16 protein-coding genes are annotated in these 20,489 nt (G+C 66.4%); 11 read left to right on the top strand and 5 right to left on the bottom strand.

Annotated elements, in window-relative coordinates; all coding sequences use genetic code 11:
- From BACI348_RS15435 to BACI348_RS15415, 5 genes are read left to right on the top strand one after another with little or no spacing between them, the layout of a single operon-like run.
- Positions 1 to 525 (top strand): hypothetical protein, encoded by a 525-nt coding sequence (locus BACI348_RS15435; RefSeq protein WP_159827282.1) that lies wholly within the window; start codon positions 1 to 3, stop codon positions 523 to 525.
- A gap of 3 nt (positions 526 to 528) precedes the next feature.
- The gene (locus BACI348_RS15430) at positions 529 to 1,866 is read left to right on the top strand and encodes a glycosyltransferase family 2 protein (RefSeq protein WP_159827279.1); all 1,338 of its coding nucleotides are present in this window, start codon (positions 529 to 531) and stop codon (positions 1,864 to 1,866) included.
- The gene (locus BACI348_RS15425; protein WP_159827276.1) at positions 1,856 to 3,679 is read left to right on the top strand and encodes a polysaccharide deacetylase family protein; all 1,824 of its coding nucleotides are present in this window, start codon (positions 1,856 to 1,858) and stop codon (positions 3,677 to 3,679) included. The genes BACI348_RS15430 and BACI348_RS15425 overlap by 11 nt, the downstream gene beginning before the upstream one ends.
- A gap of 58 nt (positions 3,680 to 3,737) precedes the next feature.
- Entirely contained in the window at positions 3,738 to 5,528 is a 1,791-nt protein-coding gene (locus BACI348_RS15420; protein ID WP_159827273.1) for a polysaccharide deacetylase family protein, read from the top strand.
- 22 nt (positions 5,529 to 5,550) lie between these two features.
- A complete protein-coding gene (locus BACI348_RS15415; RefSeq protein WP_159827270.1) occupies positions 5,551 to 7,242 on the top strand; it encodes an endo-1,4-beta-xylanase in 1,692 nt (563 codons plus the stop codon).
- 46 nt (positions 7,243 to 7,288) lie between these two features.
- On the opposite strand, the gene BACI348_RS15410 is transcribed toward BACI348_RS15415, so the two are convergent.
- Together BACI348_RS15410 and rarD are read right to left on the bottom strand one after the other, a co-directional pair.
- Entirely contained in the window at positions 7,289 to 8,542 is a 1,254-nt protein-coding gene (locus tag BACI348_RS15410; protein ID WP_159827267.1) for an NAD(P)/FAD-dependent oxidoreductase, read from the bottom strand.
- Positions 8,543 to 8,582: 40 nt separating this feature from the next.
- Positions 8,583 to 9,653, bottom strand: a complete 1,071-nt coding sequence (rarD, locus tag BACI348_RS15405; protein ID WP_159827264.1) for an EamA family transporter RarD — start codon at positions 9,651 to 9,653, stop codon at positions 8,583 to 8,585.
- Positions 9,654 to 9,737: 84 nt separating this feature from the next.
- Here rarD and BACI348_RS15400 point away from each other — a divergent pair, with 84 nt between their 5' ends.
- From BACI348_RS15400 to BACI348_RS15375, 6 genes are all read left to right on the top strand, one after another.
- Positions 9,738 to 10,736: a DNA topoisomerase IB gene (locus tag BACI348_RS15400; RefSeq protein WP_159827261.1), complete on the top strand. Its 999-nt coding sequence runs from the start codon at positions 9,738 to 9,740 to the stop codon at positions 10,734 to 10,736.
- Between the two features lie 90 nt (positions 10,737 to 10,826).
- Positions 10,827 to 12,257 carry an FAD-dependent oxidoreductase gene (locus BACI348_RS15395; protein ID WP_159827258.1) on the top strand — a complete coding sequence of 477 codons (1,431 nt, stop codon included), beginning with the start codon at positions 10,827 to 10,829 and terminating at the stop codon, positions 12,255 to 12,257.
- 100 nt (positions 12,258 to 12,357) lie between these two features.
- Positions 12,358 to 13,737 (top strand): GAF domain-containing protein, encoded by a 1,380-nt coding sequence (locus BACI348_RS15390; RefSeq protein ID WP_159827255.1) that lies wholly within the window; start codon positions 12,358 to 12,360, stop codon positions 13,735 to 13,737.
- 170 nt (positions 13,738 to 13,907) lie between these two features.
- The gene (gene exaC / locus BACI348_RS15385; RefSeq protein ID WP_159827252.1) at positions 13,908 to 15,431 is read left to right on the top strand and encodes an acetaldehyde dehydrogenase ExaC; all 1,524 of its coding nucleotides are present in this window, start codon (positions 13,908 to 13,910) and stop codon (positions 15,429 to 15,431) included.
- Positions 15,432 to 15,434: 3 nt separating this feature from the next.
- Positions 15,435 to 15,845 (top strand): DUF779 domain-containing protein, encoded by a 411-nt coding sequence (locus BACI348_RS15380; protein WP_159827249.1) that lies wholly within the window; start codon positions 15,435 to 15,437, stop codon positions 15,843 to 15,845.
- A 148-nt stretch (positions 15,846 to 15,993) separates the two neighbouring features.
- Positions 15,994 to 17,565, top strand: coding sequence for an amino acid permease (locus BACI348_RS15375; protein WP_159827246.1), 1,572 nt, complete (start codon positions 15,994 to 15,996; stop codon positions 17,563 to 17,565).
- A 165-nt stretch (positions 17,566 to 17,730) separates the two neighbouring features.
- Here BACI348_RS15375 and BACI348_RS15370 read toward each other — a convergent pair whose 3' ends face one another.
- The 3 genes from BACI348_RS15370 to BACI348_RS15360 all read right to left on the bottom strand — a co-directional run bounded on the left by BACI348_RS15370 (position 17,731) and on the right by BACI348_RS15360 (position 20,468).
- Positions 17,731 to 18,366, bottom strand: coding sequence for a DUF2461 domain-containing protein (locus tag BACI348_RS15370; protein ID WP_159827243.1), 636 nt, complete (start codon positions 18,364 to 18,366; stop codon positions 17,731 to 17,733).
- 127 nt (positions 18,367 to 18,493) lie between these two features.
- Entirely contained in the window at positions 18,494 to 19,975 is a 1,482-nt protein-coding gene (locus tag BACI348_RS15365) for a catalase (protein ID WP_159827240.1), read from the bottom strand.
- A 7-nt stretch (positions 19,976 to 19,982) separates the two neighbouring features.
- On the bottom strand, positions 19,983 to 20,468 hold the full coding sequence (locus BACI348_RS15360) for a Fur family transcriptional regulator (RefSeq protein WP_159827237.1): 486 nt from the start codon (positions 20,466 to 20,468) through the stop codon (positions 19,983 to 19,985).
- Between the last annotated feature and the right edge of the window lie 21 nt (positions 20,469 to 20,489).

Raw genomic sequence — 20,489 nt, 5'->3', positions numbered from 1 at the left:
ATGACACCCATCGAGAGCGTCGCTGTGACTGCACAGGCAACCTTCGGCAGGGACGGCGCAATGTTCGAGGGCCTGCTGGGTTTCGTGGCCCAACTGAGCCTGGTGCTGTGGAGCGTCGTGGTCTTCACCGTGATTGTCCGCTTCGTCGGCATCCGGATCTACCGGCGCAGCTCCGCCCGGTCCGCCCGCGCCAAGGCCGCGGCGGCGGGCGCCGCAGTACCGGCCATCGCCCTGTCGACCACCCCGGTGCCGGCCATGTCCACCTCGGTATTGCCGATTACGGCGGCGATGGATCTGGTCCAGCCGTCCGGCGGCGGGCTGGCCGGGGCAACTGAGCTTGTTGACGTCCTGAACGCCGACGCCGGCATGAACGGCCGGTTCGACGAGCTGCGGCAGCCTGCCCAGGCCCAGGCCGCTGTGGCCGCGTCCATAAAGGCACCCCGCCGGATGTCCCGCATCTGGCGTTTCGGGCCCCGGTCCGCCGCGCACGTGCCCGCGCTTGCCGCGAACTCCACGGAGGGGTGAAACGTGGACTTCGCCCTCGTGGTCTTCTGGCTGTTCGCGGGCGTCAGCATCCTCTACATCGTGCACTTCGGCCTGTACCTCGTGGGCGCCAACCTCTACGACGTCTGGCAGCAGCGCCGGAAAGGGCTGGCGGGTGTCCGGCAGCCCGTCGGTTACGAAGCCGAGTGCGCGGCGACAGCCACGTGGACCCGCCGGGCCGTCCCCGAGGTGCCCGGGCTGGTGACCATCGTCATCGCGGCCCATAACGAGGAAGCGGTGCTCGTCCGGACGCTGGAGTCCGTCCGCCGGAGCGCCTACCGCTCCTTCGAGGTCCTGGTCGCGGACGACGCGTCCAGCGACCTCACCGGGCGCCTCGCCCGCGACTACCAGGTGCGCCACCCGGAGATGGATCTGCGCATCGTGAGGATGCGGAAGAACGTAGGCAAGGGTGCGGCGCTGAACTCGGTGCTCCGCCGGCACGCGCGTGGCGAATTCGTCATGACGCTGGACGCCGACTCGGTCATCGAACCGGACGCCATCACGAACGCCCTCTCCTACTTCGACGACCCGTACGTTGCCGGTGTGGCAGCCAACGTGCAGATCCTCGAGGAATCCACGGTGCTGGGCATCCTGCAGCGGTTCGAGCACATGATTGGCTACCGCTCCAAGAAGCTCTACTCGCTGCTGAACTGCGAGTTCGTGGTGGGTGGGGTCGCTTCCACCTACCGGATGCGCGTGCTGCGCAAGGTGGGCTTCTACGACACGGACACCGTGACCGAGGACATTGGCCTGAGCGCAAAAATCACAAACCTGGGCAACCGCCGCTTCCGTATGGTCTACGGCGCCGACGTGGTGGCAAAGACCGAAGGGGTGCTCACCATCCGCGCCCTGGCGAAGCAGCGGTACCGGTGGAAGTACGGAAGCATCCAGAACCTCATCAAGTATCGCGGCATGATGCTCAATCCAAACCGCCGGTACACCGGCACGCTGACCTATTACCGGATGCCCATGGCGCTGCTCAGCGAGTTCACGCTGCTTATCTCGCCCCTGGCCTGGACATACGCGGTCTACTGGTCGCTGGTGACGCAGACGCCCGCGCTGATCCTTGGTGCGTACGCAACCATCACCGCCTACACACTGCTGACGGTCTGGATGGACGAAAACCTGACCGTGCGTGAACGCACGCGGCTGTCCATCTACGCGCCCACAGCGTACTTCCTGTTCTACATCATGGACCTGGTGCAGCTGGCCGCGGCGATCCGCTGCATCTACCGGTCCCGCGGCCTTTTCCGGCGCCCCGAAATCAACACCTGGAACTCGCCGCAGCGGGCCGGCAGCATGGTGGTGGCCCATGCCACGTAAACGCCATCCTGTCCTGCGTGCCCTGCTCAATCCGCTCGTACTCATCACCGTGGTGGTCCTTCTCATCGCCACCGCCTGGACGCTGTACACCGGCGGGTTGAGCAGCATCGCCCGGGCGCGTCCCGGCGCGAACCTGCTCCCCGCCCTCGATCCGGGTGCGGCGGGCACGGGAACTCCGACGGCGTCCGGCCCGTCCGCCCCCGCCAGCCCCCTGACCGGCTGGATCGTCAGCCACAGCGGCGAGGCCCAGGCCTCACTGGACGTGGTGGACGGGCAGCTCAGTGACCAGTCGCTCAAGCTCGACGTCACAGCGTACACCTCGGGCGACGTCACGTTGACCAGCCCGCGCGTGGAGGTCAAGCCCGGCGGGACCTACCTGTTCAAGACCTTTGCCACCAGCGACACCGACTTCAGGCTGCTGGCGCGCCAGTACCACACTGACGGCACCATCACCCTGGAGCAGCTGAGGAATCCCTTGGAGAGGCCAGGCAATACCCCCTTTACCGTGAGCGACGCGTTCGACAGCGGAAACACCATCACGGCGGTGCAGTACGTCTTCCGGCTCGCATCGAAGGGAACGCTCCGGGTGGAGGGAGCCTACCTCGAGGCGGCGGACGACGTCCGGCTGCCGCCCGCCCTCGCATCGGCCGCGACGACGGCCCCCAACCTCATTCCCAACCCCACGCTGGTCGGTGACCAGCCGGCCGCGCCCGATTCCTGGTCCCCGTATGCCTCCGGGGTGTTGGGTGTGGAATCAGGGCGCGGCGGGGACGGAAAAGGCAACTTCCTCTGGACCCGCATTTCGAACTACCAGAACGGCGAGGCAAAGTGGCAGTACCGGCCGATCGCCGTGACCGCAGACCGGTATTTCGAGTTCGACGCTACCTACCAGTCCGAGCGCGAGGTGGATGTGGTGGCGGAGTTCGAACTCGCGGGCGGCGGGCGGGCGTTCCAGAACCTGGTGACAGTGCCGCCGGCCGGGGAGTGGACCACCATCAGGGAGGCGTTCCAGGTGCCGGTCGGAGCGACGACGGCCACAGTCACCCTGGTCTCGCATGGCAATGGCACCACCAGCGTCCGCGACTATTCGCTGATCGACATCAGCAAGCCGGGGCCCCTTCGCTGGTCCCAGCCCATGGTGTCGATCACGTTCGACGACGGCTGGCAGTCAGTGTACGACCGTGCCCTTCCGCTGCTGAACCAGCATGGCTTCCGCTCCACCCAGTACGTCAACGCCAGTTCCATCGAGACGCCGAACTTCATGACCGCGGCCGAGGTGCAGCAGTTGCACGACGCCGGCCATGAGATCGCCGCGCACAGTTACCGGCACGTTGATCTCACCTCGATCGGAACCGACCGGCTGGACGAGGAGCTGCGGATGAGTGAGGAGGCGCTGGCTGCCGCCGGTTTCGCCACCGACAACCTCGCACCCCCGTACGGGCGGTCCGACCCGCAGGTGGACTGGTACGCGGGCAAATACTTCAACATCGTGCGCGGGACGGACGACGGCCTCAACACCCGGCAGAACCTCGACCCGCAGGACCTGAAGGTCTTCTACGTGACCGACGAAACCACACCGGACAAGCTCGCCCAGGCGCTCGCCGAAACCATCCGTGTGAACGGCTGGCTCATCCTCGTCTACCACCAGATCGCCACCCCCGAGGCCACCGGTACGCAAGAGAATGGCACCATCGCGGCGGACCGGAGCACCATCACCAGCGATGTCCTCGCTGCCCAGCTGCAGCAGATCCACGACAGTGGCATCGAAGTCCAACCGGTTGCGCAGGCTTTCCAGCGGTTGCAGGGCCCGTGATCACCATTCGGCGGTGTAACCCGGCGCCGCCGGCCTTCCGAAAGAAACGGAGAATCGCATGACCGGAATCAGATCCAGCTTGGCACGGGGGCGCGCCAAGCTGGCGACCATCGGGTTGGTGGTGGGAGCGCTTGCCGCCGCACTGTTGTCCCCGACGGCCGCTAACGCCGCCGTGGACAACCCTGCGCCCTCGGCGCTGGTGTCGTTCACCTTCGACGACGGCGCCGCCAGCGCCATCACGCAGGCAGCGCCGACACTGCAGAAGTATGGGCTGACCGGCACCAACTACGTCGTCAGCGGCTGTGTCGGCATGACAACCGTCCCGAATACCTGCCGGGCCGATACTGATGTGCCCTACATGACGTGGGCCCAGATTCTGCAGCTGCAGAACACGTACGGATGGGAGATCGGTTCACACACCGTCAGCCACCAGTGCCTCGTGAGCGTCGGCAATGACTGCCAGGCCAACAAGCTGACGGCAGCCCAGGTGACCGCCGAGCTGGCCAACAGCAAGTCCGCCCTTGCAGCGCAGGGCATCAACGCCACGGCGTTCGCCCCGCCGTACGGCGACTACGACATGTCGGCGGTCGCCCAGATCGCCAAGTACTACAGCTCCATGCGCGGCTTCGCCGACACGGGCAACAACATCTGGCCGCTCGGCGACTACCTGCTGCGCAACGTCCCCGTCCAGGAGGTCACCACACCGGTGGCCACGCTGCGTGCCCAGGTGGACGCGGCCATCGCGAACAAGCAGTGGGTGGTCTTTACCTTCCACGACATCAGGCCGAATCCCAGCCAGAACCCGGACGACTACCAGTACGGCACCGCTGAACTGGACCAGCTGGCGGCGTACGTCAAGACCAAGGTCACGGCCGGCCAGATCAAGAATGTCAACGTCAGCAAGGGCCTGGTGACCGGCAGCCCCAACCTGATGCCTAATCCGACCTTCAACAGCGGCATCAGCGGCGGCTGGACCACCGATGCTGCCACCAGGATCACCGCGGATACGGCGACCAACGGGAGCTTCCCCGACGCCGCCAGCTCGGTGAAACTGGTATCGGGGACCACCGCGGGCCACCTGTTCTCGCCGAGGGTAACCGTCTCTCCGACGACGAATTACCTGTACAAGGCCTTCCTCAACGTGGCGGCCATCAGCACCGGTGAGGTGGGGTTCTATATAGACGAGTACAACGCGGCCGGACAATGGGTTTCCGGGCAGTTCCGCAAGCGGGAGAACACCCGGTGGGTGGAGGCCATGAACTTCACCTACACACCGAGCTCCACCAATGTGGCCTCGGCCAGCCTGCAGATCTGGGTGGTCGGCACCGGTATCACGGCCTACGTGGACAACGTGCAGATGATGTCGCTCGCCGCGGAAACCACCACCCCGCCGCCGGCGTCCAACCTCGTGGCCAACGGGACGTTTGACGCCGGCGTGGCTGGAGGCTGGACCACGGACTCCGCCGCCACCATCCTGGCTGATGCCGCGAACCACGGCAGCCCGGCCAACCCGGTGAACTCGGTTCGGCTGACGGGCACCACCGCGAACAAGCACCTGTTCTCCCCGCAGGTCGCCGTGACGCCAGGTACGTACAAGATCCTCTCGTACCTCAACGTCACAGCACGGACCAGCGGTGAGGTGGGCTTCTACATCGACGAGTACAACGCTGCCGGCCAGTGGATCTCCGGGCAGTACAAACTCGGGGTGACCGCTGCGGGCGTGACCAACGTCGACCTGACATACTCACCTAGTACCACCGCGGTGGCCAAGGCGAGCCTGCAGGTCATCGTCCAGGGCAACTCGGGACTGCAGGCGTACTTCGACGACGTCCGCTGGACCAAGCCCTAACGGCAAGGGAGAGGACCAGGGGATGGCCGCGCGCCCGCACGCACTCATGGTGCTGCTGCTGGCGTGCGGCCTTCTCGCCGTCGTCGGGGGCTGCTCCTCACCCACACCGAAGCCTGACGTGACCATCGACCTGTTGCGCGGGGACTGGCAGGGCGTGCCGGGTGTGACCCCCGGCAGCGGGGGCCTGCAGGTCACTGCCACGCCCAGGCGCATCGTTGAACAGGACGGCGGGGGAGGCCAGCCGAACCCGCCGCTCAACCTCGCCGGCACCCACCTGGTGGCCGGCGGGGACTTCACCCTCATCGCGACCTTCGCCGACGTGACCGCGGACGCGGCCTGGGCGCTGTATGACCGGCCCCCGGTGATCGCGGACGAGTTCCGCGTGGAGCCTGCGGGCCTGCGGCTCACCCTCCTGGGCGAGGACCTGGAGATCGCGGTCTTCGACGGCACGCAGCGCCGGGACATCACGCAGCCGGTCCCCGTCCATGACGAACACGTGACAGTGCATGATTCCGGAGCGCCGCTCACGGTGCATCGGTCCGGCGACACGCTGACGATCGACAGCGGCGAGGACACGCTCGCTTCGCTGCCCCTAGGAAAGGTGTTCTCGTCCGGCAGGTTGTGGCTCGGATTCTCGAGCGAATCCGGGGCCTTCGACGTCACCTCCCTCAAGGCGGCGGCTCCGGAGGGCGCGGGCCTGCGCACCTCCGGAGCCGCCGTCGCCGACGCCCGGCCCACCGAGGACGGGCTTCAGGCCCTGGCCGCCAGGACGCGGCCGGACTTCCGGGTGGGCGCGGCGGTGGCCCTCGGCCCCTTGTCCGCCGACGAGGACTACGCCCGTGAGGTGGTGTCCAACTTCGGGTCTGTCACGCTGGAGAACGCGATGAAGCCGCAGTCCCTCTCCCCGGAGCAGGGCGTGTACACGTTCGAAGAGGCGGACGCGATCATCGCCTTCGCGCAGGGCAAGGACATGGTGGTGCACGGCCACACCATCGCGTTCAGCGAGGCGATGCCCCGCTGGATGCAGGAACTGCCCAGCGGAACGGACGCGGAGCGCCAGTCCAGCGCCACCGCGCTGCTCGACTACGTCCGGACGGTGGTGACCCACTTCAAGGGACGGCTCGATTCGCTCGACGTCGTCAATGAGCCGCTGGACACCGCCCAGGGCACCAGCCTCCAGCAGAACATCTGGTACAGGGTCTTCGGGCCCGGCTACCCGGCGGTGGTCTCCAAAGCCGTGTACGACGCCGATCCCGACGTCAAGCAGTTCATCAACGAGAACGGGGCGGACGTGCCGGGACGCCGCCAGGATGCCCTGCTCAAGCTCGCGCTGGACACCAACGCCCAGGGCGGACACATCTATGGCATCGGCCTCCAGGCCCACATCTACGACCCCCGTACGGACGCCATCTCCGCGGAGGACCTCGCCCAAACGCTCAATCACGTCGACGACGCCGGCCTCCGTGTGCGCATCTCGGAGAACGATGTTTCGGACGACCAGTCACAGGAAGACCAGGCGGAGCAGTATGCCACGGTGCTGGCTACCTGCCTGGCCTCCCGTGCCTGCGTCTCCTACACCACGTGGGGCGTGGACAACCGCTACAACTGGTTCATCGGCGACGACGGACGCCTGGCACAGGGGCATGACTTCCTGTTCGACGACGGAAAGCCGAGGCCCGCGTACGACGCGATGCGGCGCGCGCTGGGCGACTGACCGGTCTCGCAGGCACGTCAACGGGCGGCGCTGCATAAAACGGTTGTCACCTGGTGTCGTTGTCCGGCCCGCCGATGACCACCTGGGCCGGGCTGTGCAGGACGTACCCGTTGAGCCAGGAGAACAGGGCCCGGACCTTCTGCTGGAACCCGGACAGGAGGGCGAGGTGCACCAGCAGCCAGGAGACAAAAGCCAGGGGCCCCTGGAGCTGGACACGCTTGCGGCCGAGTTCTGCGACGGCGGCGCCCCGCCCGATCATGGCCATGTACCCCTTGTCCACGTAGTGGAAAGGCTGCCGGGTGCCGCCGTTGAGATCGGCGTGGATGTTGCGGGCCGCCCACTCGCCGGCCTGCTGGGCCACCGAGCCAAGCTGCGGCAGTTTGGCCCCGGTTGAGTCAGTAATGTTGGCGGCATCGCCGAGGACGTAGACGCCTTCAGCGCCGGGAACCGTCAGGTCGGGGAGCACGTCGATCCGGCCGCCCTTACCCTGGGGCAGGCCGGAACCGGCCAGGAGCGCTCCGCCCTTCAGGCCGCCGGCCCAGACGACTATCCCGCCGGGGATGTCGGTCCCGTCAGCCAGCGTCACGCCGTCGTGCCGGACCTCGGTAACGCCGACTCCCATGTGGAGTTGGACGCCGATTTTTGCCAGCCGGTTCCGGGTGTAGTCCTGTGACTTGGCCGAGAACATGGTGAGGACGGAAGGGACCATGTCCACCAGGTGCACGCGGCACCGTGCGGCGAGCTCGGGCGAGAAGTACTTGGTCACCACGAACTTGATGTTCTCCGCGAGGGCCCCGGCTGTCTCGACGCCGGTGGGCCCGCCGCCCACCACTACCATGTCCACGGCGGTTCCTGGCTCGCCGTCGGCCCGGTCAAGGAGCCGGGTCACGCGGGTACCGAGCCTGGTGGCGTCCGTGACCGAATACAGCGGGAAGGCGTGTTCTTCGGCGCCGGGAGTGTTGAAGAAGTTAGGGACGGCACCGACCGCCAGGACCAGGATCCTGGCCCGGAAAGTGTCGCCCTCGGCGGTGGTGACGGTGTGGTTTGCGGTGTTGACGGCGGTCACCTCCGCCGTCAACACCCTCACGTTCTTCATCCGCCGGAAGACTGACCGGATGGGCCGGGCAATGGCTGAGACGCCGATTTGTGAGGTGGCCACCTGGTACAGCAGGGGCTGGAACTGGTGGTAGTTGTTCGAGTCGACCAGCAGTACCCGAACGCCCTTGCGGCCAAGTTCCTTGGCGGCGGCGATGCCGGCGAATCCGGCCCCGATCACGATGACCTGATATGAGTCCTCCATCCGAGCAACCTACTCCACCGGCGTTCCCGGCAACAGGGGCCTAGGCGGATTTCCGGGAAGCTTTGCCCTGCCGCCGGGCCACCGACGTTTTGCGGGCCGTGCGCAGCATGTCCACGGTCAGGACCAGCAGCGCCAGCCACACCACGCCGAACCCGATCCAGCGGTCCAGGGTCATCGCTTCCCGGAACACCAGCAGCGCCAGGACGAACTGCAGCAGCGGCGCAAAGTACTGGAGCAGCCCAATGGTGGTCATCGGCAGCCTGCGGGCCGAAGCCCCGAAGAACAGCAGCGGCACCGCGGTGATCACGCCGGAAGCCAGCAGGAGCCAGAAATGGCCGGGGCCCTGGGTGGTCAGGGTAGCCGTTCCGGAGGCCGCGAGGTAAATCATGGTGGCGGCCGCGAACGGAGCCAGCACCATGGTCTCCACGCTGAGGCTGGTGGCTGCGTCCACCTTGGGGCCGACCCGTTTCTTCACGAAACCGTACAGGCCGAAGCTGAAGGCCAGGGTCAGCGCAATCCACGGCAGCTTCCCGTAGGAATAGGTGAGCACCCCCACCGCGATGAAGCCGATGCCCACGGCCGCCCACTGCAGCGGGCGCAGCTTTTCCTTCAGCACGAACACGCCCAGCAGGACGGAGACCAGCGGGTTGATGAAATAGCCCAGCGAGGCTTCCACAGCCTGGCCCGTGGTGACTCCGTAGGTGTACGTCAGCCAGTTGACGGCGATCAGGAACGCGGCGAGCGCCAGGCTGCCGAAAACGGACCGGTCCCGGAGGGCCTGCCCCAGGACAGTCCACGAGCGGGTCACCGTGATGAGCAGCGCGCAGAACAGCAGCGACCACACCACCCGGTTGGCAACAATTTCGACGGCGCCGGCCGGCATGAGCACAAAGAAGTACAGCGGGAGCAGCCCCCACAGCCCGTAAGCGCCGATGCCGAAGAGGATTCCCGCCGTCGTCTCCTTGTCCACCGCCTTAGGCGGCGCCCCCTTGGTGCCCGGACCTCCCGGGGGTGCCCCTCCCGCAGCGGCCCTGCCTGATGAGGCGGACGGTGCCGGCGACGGAGCAGCAGCACGGGAGAAGGATCCATCGGGAGTAGGCACGAGATCCATAACATCACGTCCGGGGAAGGTATTCCGCCAAATAGTCAGTAGGCTTGCTTTTATGATATTTGCCGACCGGCCGGAGGGCACCCCATGAGGCTCCGGCGCAGCAACGCCTCGGGCCGCGGCTACCGCCGGGTGGCCGCAGGCACGGGCTTCAGCTACCGGGACCTCGACGGCTCCACCCTGCCCCCGGGCCCCCTCCGCGACCGGCTGGAAAGCATCGGCATCCCGCCGGCCTGGACGGACGTGTGGATTGCCCCTTTCGAGAACGGGCACATCCAGGCCACAGGCGTGGACGCGGTGGGCCGGCGCCAGTACATCTACCACCCCGAATGGCGGGAGCGGAAGGACCGGCTGAAGTTCGACCGCGCCCTCCAGCTGGCCGAATCGCTGCCGGCGGCCCGCCGCCGGGTGACCATGGACCTGCGCAGCGAAGGATTCACGCGGGACCGCGTCCTCGCGGCCGCCTTCCGGATGCTGGACAGCGGGTCCCTGCGGGTGGGGTCGGAACGGTACACCAATGAAAACGGCAGCCGCGGCCTGGCCACCCTGCTCTGCGCCCATGTCCAGGTGCGCAAGGACCGGATCCTCCTGAGGTTCCCCGCCAAGAGCGGCAAGGACTGGGAGTCTGAAATCCGCGACGCCGACCTCGCCGCCCTGCTGCGCCTGCTCAAGCGCCGGGGCCCCAACGCCCGGCTCCTGGCGTATAAGGAGGGCCGGCTGTGGCGGCCCGTCACCAGCGCCGACATCAATGCGTACGTGAAGGAAAGGACCGGCTCGGACTTCACGGCGAAGGACTTCCGGACCCTGCGGGGGACGGTGGCTGCGGCCTCGAGCCTGGCCGGGACCGGTCCGCAGCCCACGGCCGCCAAACGGAAGCGGGCCATCAGCCGGTGCATGTGTGAGGCCGCGGACGTGCTGGGGAACACGCCGTCGATAGCGCGGAAAAGCTACGTGGACCCGCGCGTTCTTGACCACTACCACGAGGGCGAAACCATCGACCCCAAACGGCCCGACTCTGCCGAGTCCGAGCTCCGCGCCCTGCTCTACCGCGAAGGGGATGTGGTACCGCTCGCCAAAAGCGGTTAGCCCCGCCCTGGCCTGGCGGCGGCTGCCATTTAGAATAGGTCACGGTGCGCTGCTCTTACCGCGCATTTCCATCGGCCAGAAGGGCTCCGAGTGTCCAACCACGGCGAAACCACCCCCACCCGTCCGCTTCGCGTCGCCATCGTGGGCGCAGGACCGGCCGGAGTCTACGCTGCGGACATCCTCACCAAATCCAGCGGCGTGAAGGACGGCGACTTCGAGGTCAGCATCGACCTCTTTGAGGCCTACCCCGCGCCCTACGGGCTCATCCGCTACGGCGTGGCCCCTGACCATCCGCGGATCAAGGGCATCGTCAACGCGCTGCACAAGGTCCTGGACCGCGGCGACATCCGCTTCCTGGGCAACGTCACTTATGGCAGGGACCTGACCCTGCACGATTTCCGCGCCTTCTACGACGCCGTCATCTTTTCCACTGGCGCCATCAAGGACGCCGACCTGGCCATCCCGGGCATCGACCTGCAGGGCTCGTTCGGCGGCGCCGACTTTGTGTCCTGGTACGACGGGCATCCGGATGTGCCGCGGGAATGGCCGCTGGAGGCGAAGGAAATCGCTGTCATCGGCAACGGCAACGTGGCGTTGGACGTGGCCCGGATGCTGGTGAAGCACCCGGAAGAGCTGCTCAGCACCGAGATCCCGGACAACGTCTACCAGGGCCTGAAGGCCTCACCGGTCACCGATGTCCACGTCTTTGGCCGCCGCGGTCCGGCCCAGGTGAAGTTCACGCCGCTGGAGCTCCGGGAGCTCAGCCACATGAACGACGTGGACATTGTGCTCTACCCCGAGGACTTCGAATTCGATGAAGCCTCCGATGACGCAATCCGCAGCAACAACCAGATCAAGACCATGGTGAACACCCTCACCAACTGGCTGGTGGAGGAGCATACCGAGTCCGGGAACCCCTCCTCGCGCCGGCTGCACCTGCACTTCCTGCACAGCCCCGTAGAAGTGCTCGACGACGGCACGGGCAAGGTGGGCGGGATCAAGTTCGAGCGCATGCAGCTGGACGGGACAGGCAATGCCAAGGGCACGGGCGAGTTCATCGACTACCCCGTGCAGGCCGTGTACCGCGCCATCGGCTACCACGGCTCGGCTCTGGATGAGCTGGAGTATGACGCCAAGCGCGGGGTCATCCCCAACGAGGGCGGGCGCGTCCTGGACGCCGAAAGCAACCCGGTTCCCGGGATCTACGCCACCGGCTGGATCAAACGCGGCCCCGTGGGCCTGATCGGCCACACCAAGGGCGACGCCCTGGAAACCATCGGCTTCCTGCTTGAGGACCGGCTCACCCTGCCGCCGGCGCAGAACCCCGATCCCCAGGCCATCATCGACCTGCTCGAAGAACGCGGCATCGAATACACCACGTGGGAGGGCTGGAACAAGCTCGACGCCCACGAAGCCGGCCTCGGCGCAGCCTGGACCGGCCCCGACGGGCTGGACCACGTGGTGCGCGAACGCATCAAGGTGGTGCCGCGCGAGGAGATGATCCGCATCTCCCGCGCCTGACCAGCCCCGGGCTACGCGGGGGAGGAGGGCCGCGCTAGAATGGCGTCCACCCCTTGGCCGGCTCACTGACGCCGTGCCTGCAGGCAGCAGCAGGAGTTCGATGAGGAACCTGATCCATCCCGGCGCCACAGCCAGCGTTGAACCGCGCCAGCGTGCCGCCCTCGCCGGGCATGAAGACCTGGACGGCGCGTTCAGGAGCAGCGCTGTACCCACGGAAACGGTGGAACTTCCCGGCCTGCGCACCCTGATCAGGGAGTCCTGGCAGCGCTCCGCGGGTTTCAAGGCGGACCCGGACAACCCTGCTGCGCCGCTGGCCATCGACCGGGACGAGCTGGAGGACTACCGCCGGCAGCACCCCCTTGCCGCCATCATGCCGGTGATCAACAAGCTCCTGGTCCAGCCCAGCCACGACAGCGGGCTGCTTGTGGCCGTGGGCGACGAAGTGGGCAGGCTGCTCTGGGTGGAAGGTGACCCCGCAATGCAGCGCCGCGCTGAGGGCATGATGTTCGTTCCCGGCGCCGACTGGTCCGAGGCCAGCGTGGGGACCAGCGCGCCGGGTACCGCGCTGGCCCTGGGCCGTGGCATCCAGATTGCCGGCGCCGAGCACTACCAGCGCACTGTCCACCCCTGGAGCTGCACCGCCGTCCCGTTCCACGACCCGGATTCGGGCGCCGTGCTCGGGGTGGTGGACATCACCGGAACGGACACGGCCGTGGCTCCGCACACGCTCTCGCTGGTGGAGGCGACCGTGGCCGCCGCCCAGGCGCAGCTGCGGGTTGAGCGCCTCCAGTTGGCGGCGGAACTGGCGGGCAGGCCCGCGCAACGCCGGCAGTCCAGTAACGCTTCCCGCTCACCCGGGGCAGCACCCAAGGAAGGCAGCCTCTACCGCAACAGCCTGCAGCTGCTGGGCCGGGACCAGGCCCTGCTCAGCCTTGAAGGCAGGACCGTTGCCCTGTCCGCGCGGCACAGCGAGATCCTCGCCCTGCTGAGCACGCACCCGGAGGGACTCAGCGCCGAGGAGCTCAGCGTCCTGCTCTACCCGGGCGAGGGTTCCACCATCACCCTGCGGGCAGAGATGGTGCGCCTGCGCAAGGTGCTCCAGCAGATCAATCCGGACGCCGTCCCCGGTTCACGGCCTTACCGGCTGCCGTTGGACCTGGTCCCGGACAGCGCCCAGGTACTCAGCTGCCTGCAGCGCGGCGCCCACCGGATTGCCCTGGAAATCTACCGCGGCGCCGTGCTCCCGCGCTCCGAGGCGCCGGGCATCATCGACCTTCGGGACAAAGTCTCCTCGCTCCTCCGCGAAGCGGTGATGACAGACGGCAGCGCCGAGTCGCTGCTCAGGTATGCGGAACTGCCTGAAGCAAGGGACGACGTCGGCATCCGCAGAGCCGCCCTCCGCCTTCTCCCGCCGCGCTCACCCAGGCGCGCCGCCGTCGTAGCGGAACTCGAGAAGCTGGAAGCCGAACTCCGCGCCTGACCTGCGTGCGGGCTTGGCCCACGCCTGCAGGGTGCCCTGGCGGGGCTTGCGAGGTTAGGGAGCAGGTGGGGACCTGCCTTGCAACCTGGCTGCAACCTGCCCGCTCCTACGCTGGGTCCAACGGCAGATGCCCGAACGGGCAGGCCGGCTGCACAGCAAAGGAGCTAGCAATGACTGTTTACGCACAGCCCGGAACCGAGGGCTCGAAGGTCACGTTCAAGGACCGCTACGAGAATTGGATCGGCGGGGAATGGGTGGCCCCTGTAAAGGGGCAGTACTTCGAAAACATCACTCCCGTCACGGGCAAGGCCTTCTGCGAGGTGGCCCGCGGCACGGCCGAGGACATCGACCTGGCGCTGGACGCCGCACACAAGGCTGCGCCGTCCTGGGGCAAGACCTCGGTGGCCGAACGCGCCGCCATCCTGAACAAGATCGCCGACCGCATCGACGAAAACCTGGAAATGCTCGCGGTGGCCGAGACCTGGGACAACGGCAAGCCCGTCCGCGAAACCCTCAACGCCGACCTGCCGCTCGCCGCGGACCACTTCCGGTATTTTGCGTCCGCCGTCCGTGCCCAGGAGGGCCGGCTCTCCCAGCTCGACGACGACACTACCGCCTACCACTTCCACGAACCGCTCGGCGTCGTAGGCCAGATCATCCCCTGGAACTTCCCCATCCTGATGGCCGTGTGGAAGCTTGCCCCGGCCCTCGCCGCCGGCAACGCCGTGGTGCTCAAGCCGGCGGAACAGACCCCGGCATCCATCCTGGTCCTGATCGAACTCATCGGCGACCTGCTGCCCGCCGGTGTCCTTAACGTGGTCAACGGCTTCGGCGTGGAGGCCGGCAAGCCCCTGGCGTCCAGCCCGCGCATCCGCAAGATCGCCTTCACCGGCGAAACCACTACCGGACGGCTGATCAGCCAGTACGCCAGCCAGAACCTGATTCCGGTCACCCTGGAACTGGGCGGCAAGAGCCCGAACATCTTCTTCAACGATGTGGCCCAGGACAACGACGCGTTCTACGACAAGGCGCAGGAAGGCTTCGCGCTGTTCGCCTTTAACCAGGGCGAAGTCTGCACCTGCCCGTCCCGTGCACTGGTGCAGGAGGACATCTACGAGTCCTTTATGGCCGACGCCGTGGCCCGGGTGGAAAAGATGGTCCAGGGCAATCCCCTGGACACCGCCACGCAGGTGGGCGCCCAGGCATCGAACGACCAGCTGGAGAAGATCCTGTCCTACATCGACATCGGAAAGCAGGAGGGCGCCAAGGTCCTCACGGGCGGTGGCCGCGCCGAACTGCCCGGTGACCTGGCCGGCGGCTACTACGTCCAGCCCACTGTGTTCGAGGGCCACAACAAGATGCGGATTTTCCAGGAGGAGATCTTTGGCCCGGTGGTCGCGGTGACGAAGTTCAGCGACTACAACGACGCCATGGGCATCGCCAACGACACCCTCTACGGGCTGGGCGCCGGCGTCTGGTCCCGCAACGGCAACGTGGCCTACCGCGCCGGCCGTGAAATCCAGGCCGGACGCGTCTGGGTCAACAACTACCACGCCTACCCGGCGGGCGCTGCCTTCGGCGGCTACAAGTCCTCGGGCATCGGACGCGAAAACCACGCGATGATGCTGGACCACTACCAGCAGACCAAGAACCTGCTGGTCAGCTACAACGAAAACAAGCTCGGCTTCTTCTAGGCCATGGTTCCCGGAAAGGCGATTGACGCCGCGGTGACGCTGCCCGGGGAGGATTTCTCCCGGGTGGCGCTCACGCCGGCTGCGCTGGAGCTGTTGCGCAAGTTGTGGCTCCGGCACGGTCCGCTGATGTTCCACCAGTCCGGCGGGTGCTGCGACGGGTCCTCGCCCATGTGCTACCCGGCAGGGGACTTCCTCACCGGTGACTCGGATGTACTGCTCGGCCTGTTCGATGTGTCCGACGGCCTGGAACCGCAGCCGCTGGAGTTTTGGATGTCGCGGGAGCAGTTCAACTACTGGAGCCACACCCACCTGACTATCGACGTCGTCCCCGGCAGGGGGAGCGGGTTCTCGGTGGAGGCCCCCGAAGGCAAACGGTTCCTGATCCGGTCCACGCTGATGGACTGGCCGGTTTAGGAGCAAAAATTCTGCGCGGGAAAGCCCGGTCCGAAGAAAGGACCGGGCTTTTCCCGTCTCACCATCCGGAACAATTGGGACCGTCCAGTGGATGGACACTATCGTTGATAGGTCTGTTTCCATCAGAAACCAGGATTGTGAACCCCCTATGAACCTTCTCCGGACCAAATCAATCGAGCAGTCCATCGCTGACGCCGATGAACCCGGACGCAAGCTCAAACGGTCCCTCAGCACATGGGACCTGATGATCATGGGCGTTGCGGTGGCAGTGGGTGCCGGCATCTTCTCCGTCGGTGCCAAGGCTGCAGCGAACTTCTCCGGCCCCGCCGTGACGTTGTCCTTTGCCATCGCCGCCATCACGTGCGCCCTCGCCATCATGTGCTACGCCGAATTTGCCACCGCGATCCCCGTCGCCGGCTCCGCGTACGTGTTCACGTACGCCACCATGGGTGAACTCCTTGCCTGGATCATTGGCTGGAACCTGATCCTGGAGCTCTTCACCGCGGCGGCCGTCATCGCCAAATACTGGGGCATCTACCTCAGTAAAGTGTTCGCCCTGATGGGTGCCGACATTCCGGCGGCCATCCCGCTCGGCGGGGTGGACCTCTACTGGGGTGCCTTCCTCATCGTGGCGGTCTTCACCCTGCTGCTGGTGCTGGGCACCAAGCTGTCCGCGCGCGTGGGCAACATTTTCACCCTCATCAAGATCGGCGTGGTCCTCTTTGTGATCGTCGTCGGCTTCACCTACGTGAAGTTTGAGAACTACAGCCCCTTTATCCCCGCCGCTGAGCCGACCGGCGGCACTGGTGCCGCGGACGTCCTGAAGCAGTCGTTCTTTGGCTTCCTTACCGGAGCCGCTCCGGCACAGTACGGCACCCTCGGCATCTTCGCCGGTGCCGCGCTGGTGTTCTTTGCCTTCATCGGCTTCGACGTGGTGGCCACCTCCGCCGAGGAAGTCAAGAACCCGCAAAAGACCCTCCCGCGAGGCATCTTCGGCGGCCTTGCGCTGGTGACGCTGCTGTACATCCTGGTGTCCCTTGCCCTGACCGGCATGGTTTCCTACACCCAGTTGGCCGAAGCGGAGAGCCCAACGCTCACCACCGCCTTCGAGGCAGTGGGCGACACCTCCGCCGCCAAGGTCATCGCCTTCGGTTCGCTGGTGGGCCTGACCACCGTGATCATGGTCCTTCTTATGGGCCTGTCCCGCGTGGTCCTGGCCATGAGCCGCGACGGCCTCCTGCCCCGGTCGCTGTCCAAGACCAGCGACAAGCGCTCCACGCCGGTCCGCCTCCAGATCATCTGCGGCGCCGCCGTAGCTTTGGTGGCCGGGCTGACCAACGTGGACCTGCTCGAGGAAATGATCAACATCGGCACGCTGTCCGCGTTTGTGGTGGTGAGCCTCGGCATCCTGGTGCTGCGCAGGAAGCGCCCGGACCTCAAGCCTGCCTTCCGCGTACCGTTCGGCAAGGTCCTGCCGGTGGTGTCCGCGGTGCTGTGTCTCTACCTGATGACCAACCTGGCCGTGGAGACCTGGATCTTCTTTGCCATCTGGCTGGCGATCGGGCTGGCGATCTACTTCGCCTACGGCCAGCGCCACTCCCGCCTGAACGAGCGGTTCGCCACGGCCAACACCGCCGTCAACGGCGCTCCCGCTGCAGCCGGCACCCGTGTTGAGGCCAGTAAGGCCGGCGACGGTGAGGATGAGCTGACCCGCGCCTGAGGTCACGTATCCGCAGAATCCGCACAGAACCGCCCGCCGATCTGGAATCGGCGGGCGGTTCTGTGTCTGCCGGGTGGCCCGGATCCGCTCCTGCAACGGGGAACTGCCGCTGACGAGGACGCTTAAGCTGCCGCCTGACGAGACCACTGAGGCTGGTGCCAGAGGCTACGGCGCGGCGTGCCGGCCCACCCAGTCCACCAGCGGCCGCAGTTCCTCCCACAGCGCGGCAATCTCCTGGGCCGCGCCCGGCGTGGCCAGCCAGCCCGGCTGCCCGAGGTCCGTCGCAGCGGAGAGGGACTTGTGCTTCAGGAGTTCGGCCCGGGGATGGTCCTGCGGGTATCCGCGTGGAACTGTTTTGAGCTTCTCACCCTCCACCGCAAAACCGGCAGCGCCGACGGCTTCGACAATGTGCCGGAGTGCTTCGCCGGTGCCCGAGGCATCCACTGAGTTGCGGTACCTGGCCAGCTGGGCCGGCGTGTGGGAGTGGTAGCCACCGCCCACCAGCAGGCCGTCCGCGCTGACCTGGAGGTAGAAGCCCACCCCTTCCTGGACCGACGCAAAAGCCCCCTGGGCTGTTTTGTAGGGTGACTTGTCCTGCGAGAACCGGATATCCCTGTTGGGCCGGAAGATCTTGCCGGACCCAAACCGTGGCTCCAGCTCCGCCAGCAGCGCCGTGAACGGATCCCGGACCAGCGTGTGGTAGCGGTCCTTGTTTTCCAGCCACCACTCACGGTTGTTGTTGTCCTGCAGTTCCTCATAGAACCCAAAGGCGGCGGCGGGGATCCCCTGGAAAGTTGTCATGCGTCGATCCTAGGGACACCGGGCAGCGGCGGCCATGGCCGGCACCGGCTATGTGGAAAAGCAAAAAAACCACCCCGCCACGAGAGACCGTGACGGGGTGGTTTTCAGGAGCTCAGGAAGGGCTGGGTCAGCCGATCTTGTTGGCAGCCTCTGCGTCGGAGAGCGCGGCTGCGCCGAGGTTGGCGCGCAGCTTGGCACCGAGCTCGGCGTCAACATTGGTCCAGTACTGGATGGCGCGTTCCTTGATGCCGGGGCTCTTGACGCCGCCCACTGCACCGGTGATGGTCTCCAGGAAACGGGCCTTGGCGGCCTCGTCGTAGACCTCACGGTACAGCGCGCCGGCCTGGACAAAGTCGTTGTCCTCGGCGTGCAGGGAGTGCGCGGAGAGGGTCAATTCGCCGTCGTTCTCCCAGCCGCCGGCCGGGTTCTGCGGCTCGACAGCTGCGGGGCCGCCGAAGGTGTTCGGTGCGTAGACCGGAACCGAGGGAGCGTTGAACAGGATGCGTCCGGCGCCGTCCTGGCTGTAGTTGTTGACCTGGTTCTTGGGCTGGTTCACCGGGATCTGGGCGTGGTTGGTGCCCACGCGGTAGCGGTGTGCGTCCGCGTAGGAGAAGATGCGGGCCTGCAGCATCTTGTCCGGGGAAGCGGCGATGCCCGGCACGAAGTTCGACGGCGCGAAGGTGGCCTGCTCGATCTGCGCGAAGTAGTTCTCCGGGTTCCGGTTCAGCTCCATGGTGCCCACCTTGATCAGGGGGTAGTCAGCGTGCGGCCAGACCTTGGTCAGGTCGAACGGGTTGAAGCGGTAGGTCTTGGCGTCCTCGTAGGGCATGACCTGGACGTGCAGGTCCCAGGACGGGAAGTTGCCCGCTGCGATGTTCTCGGACAGGTCGCGGATGTAGAAGTCCGCGTCCGAACCCGCCAGCTGCTCAGCCTGCTCGCTGCTGATGGAGTTCACGCCCTGGTTGGACTTGAAGTGGTACTTGACCCAGAACCGCTCGCCCTCGGCGTTGATCCACTGGTAGGTGTGTGAGCCGTAGCCCTGCATTTCACGCCAGGAGGCGGGCAGGCCGCGGTCACCCATCAGCCAGGTGACCTGGTGGGCGGACTCGGGGGACAGGGTCCAGAAGTCCCACTGCATGTCGGCGTCACGCAGGTGGGTGCCCGGGAGGCGCTTCTGGGAGTGGATGAAGTCCGGGAACTTGATGCCGTCGCGGATGAAGAAGACGGGGGTGTTGTTGCCCACGAGGTCGTAGTTGCCCTCGGAGGTGTAGAACTTCACGGCGAAACCGCGGGGATCGCGCCAGGTGTCCGGGGAACCGTTCTCGCCGGCGACGGAGGAGAAGCGGATCAGCATCTCGGTGTCGACGCCCGGCTGGAGGAAGGCTGCCTTCGTGTACTTGGACACGTCCTCGGTGGTCTTGAACGTACCGAATGCGCCGCCACCCTTGGCGTGCACAACGCGCTCCGGCACCCGCTCGCGGTTGAACTGGGCCAGCTTTTCCACCAGATAGTGGTCAGTCAGGATGATGGCACCGTCGGCACCAACTGACTTCGAGTGCGCATCGGACGTAACGGGGGCACCTGACTGGGTTGTTGAAATGGCAGTCATTGTTCTCCTATTTCTCTATTTCTTCTGAGGGACGATTGGAAGGAAGTTGTTGGGACTGCTGGCAGTCCTGGCAGATGCCCTGGTACATCACGTCGGCGATCTGGATGGTCATCGGCTTGGCCTGCTCGTCCCAGTGCGGCGTGAGGCAGGGGGCGTGGCCGACGGCGCAGTCCACGTCCTCGACACGGCCGCAGCTGATGCAGATGGCGTGGTGGTGGTTGTCGCCCACGCGGGTTTCATACAGTGCGGGGGAGTGCGGCGGCTCGAAGCGGCGCAGCATGTGCAGGTCCGTCAGGTCTCCCAACACCACGTACACGGACTGGGCCGTCAGCTCCGGGAGCTCGGCGCGGGCCGCGGCCAGGATGCTTTCTGCAGGGGAGTGGGGATGGCGTTCGACGGCGGCGAGTACCGCCAGCCGCTGTTTGGTTACCCTGCGGCCGTGGGCGCGCAGGGCCGCAGCCCATGCTTCCTGGCCGTCAAAGTGCTCCGTCATGGGTCCATTCAAACACTTATT

The organism is Arthrobacter sp. 9AX (genome assembly GCF_902506095.1).
Lineage (GTDB): Bacteria > Actinomycetota > Actinomycetes > Actinomycetales > Micrococcaceae > Arthrobacter.
This window is presented reverse-complemented; position numbering and strand designations above follow the sequence as displayed.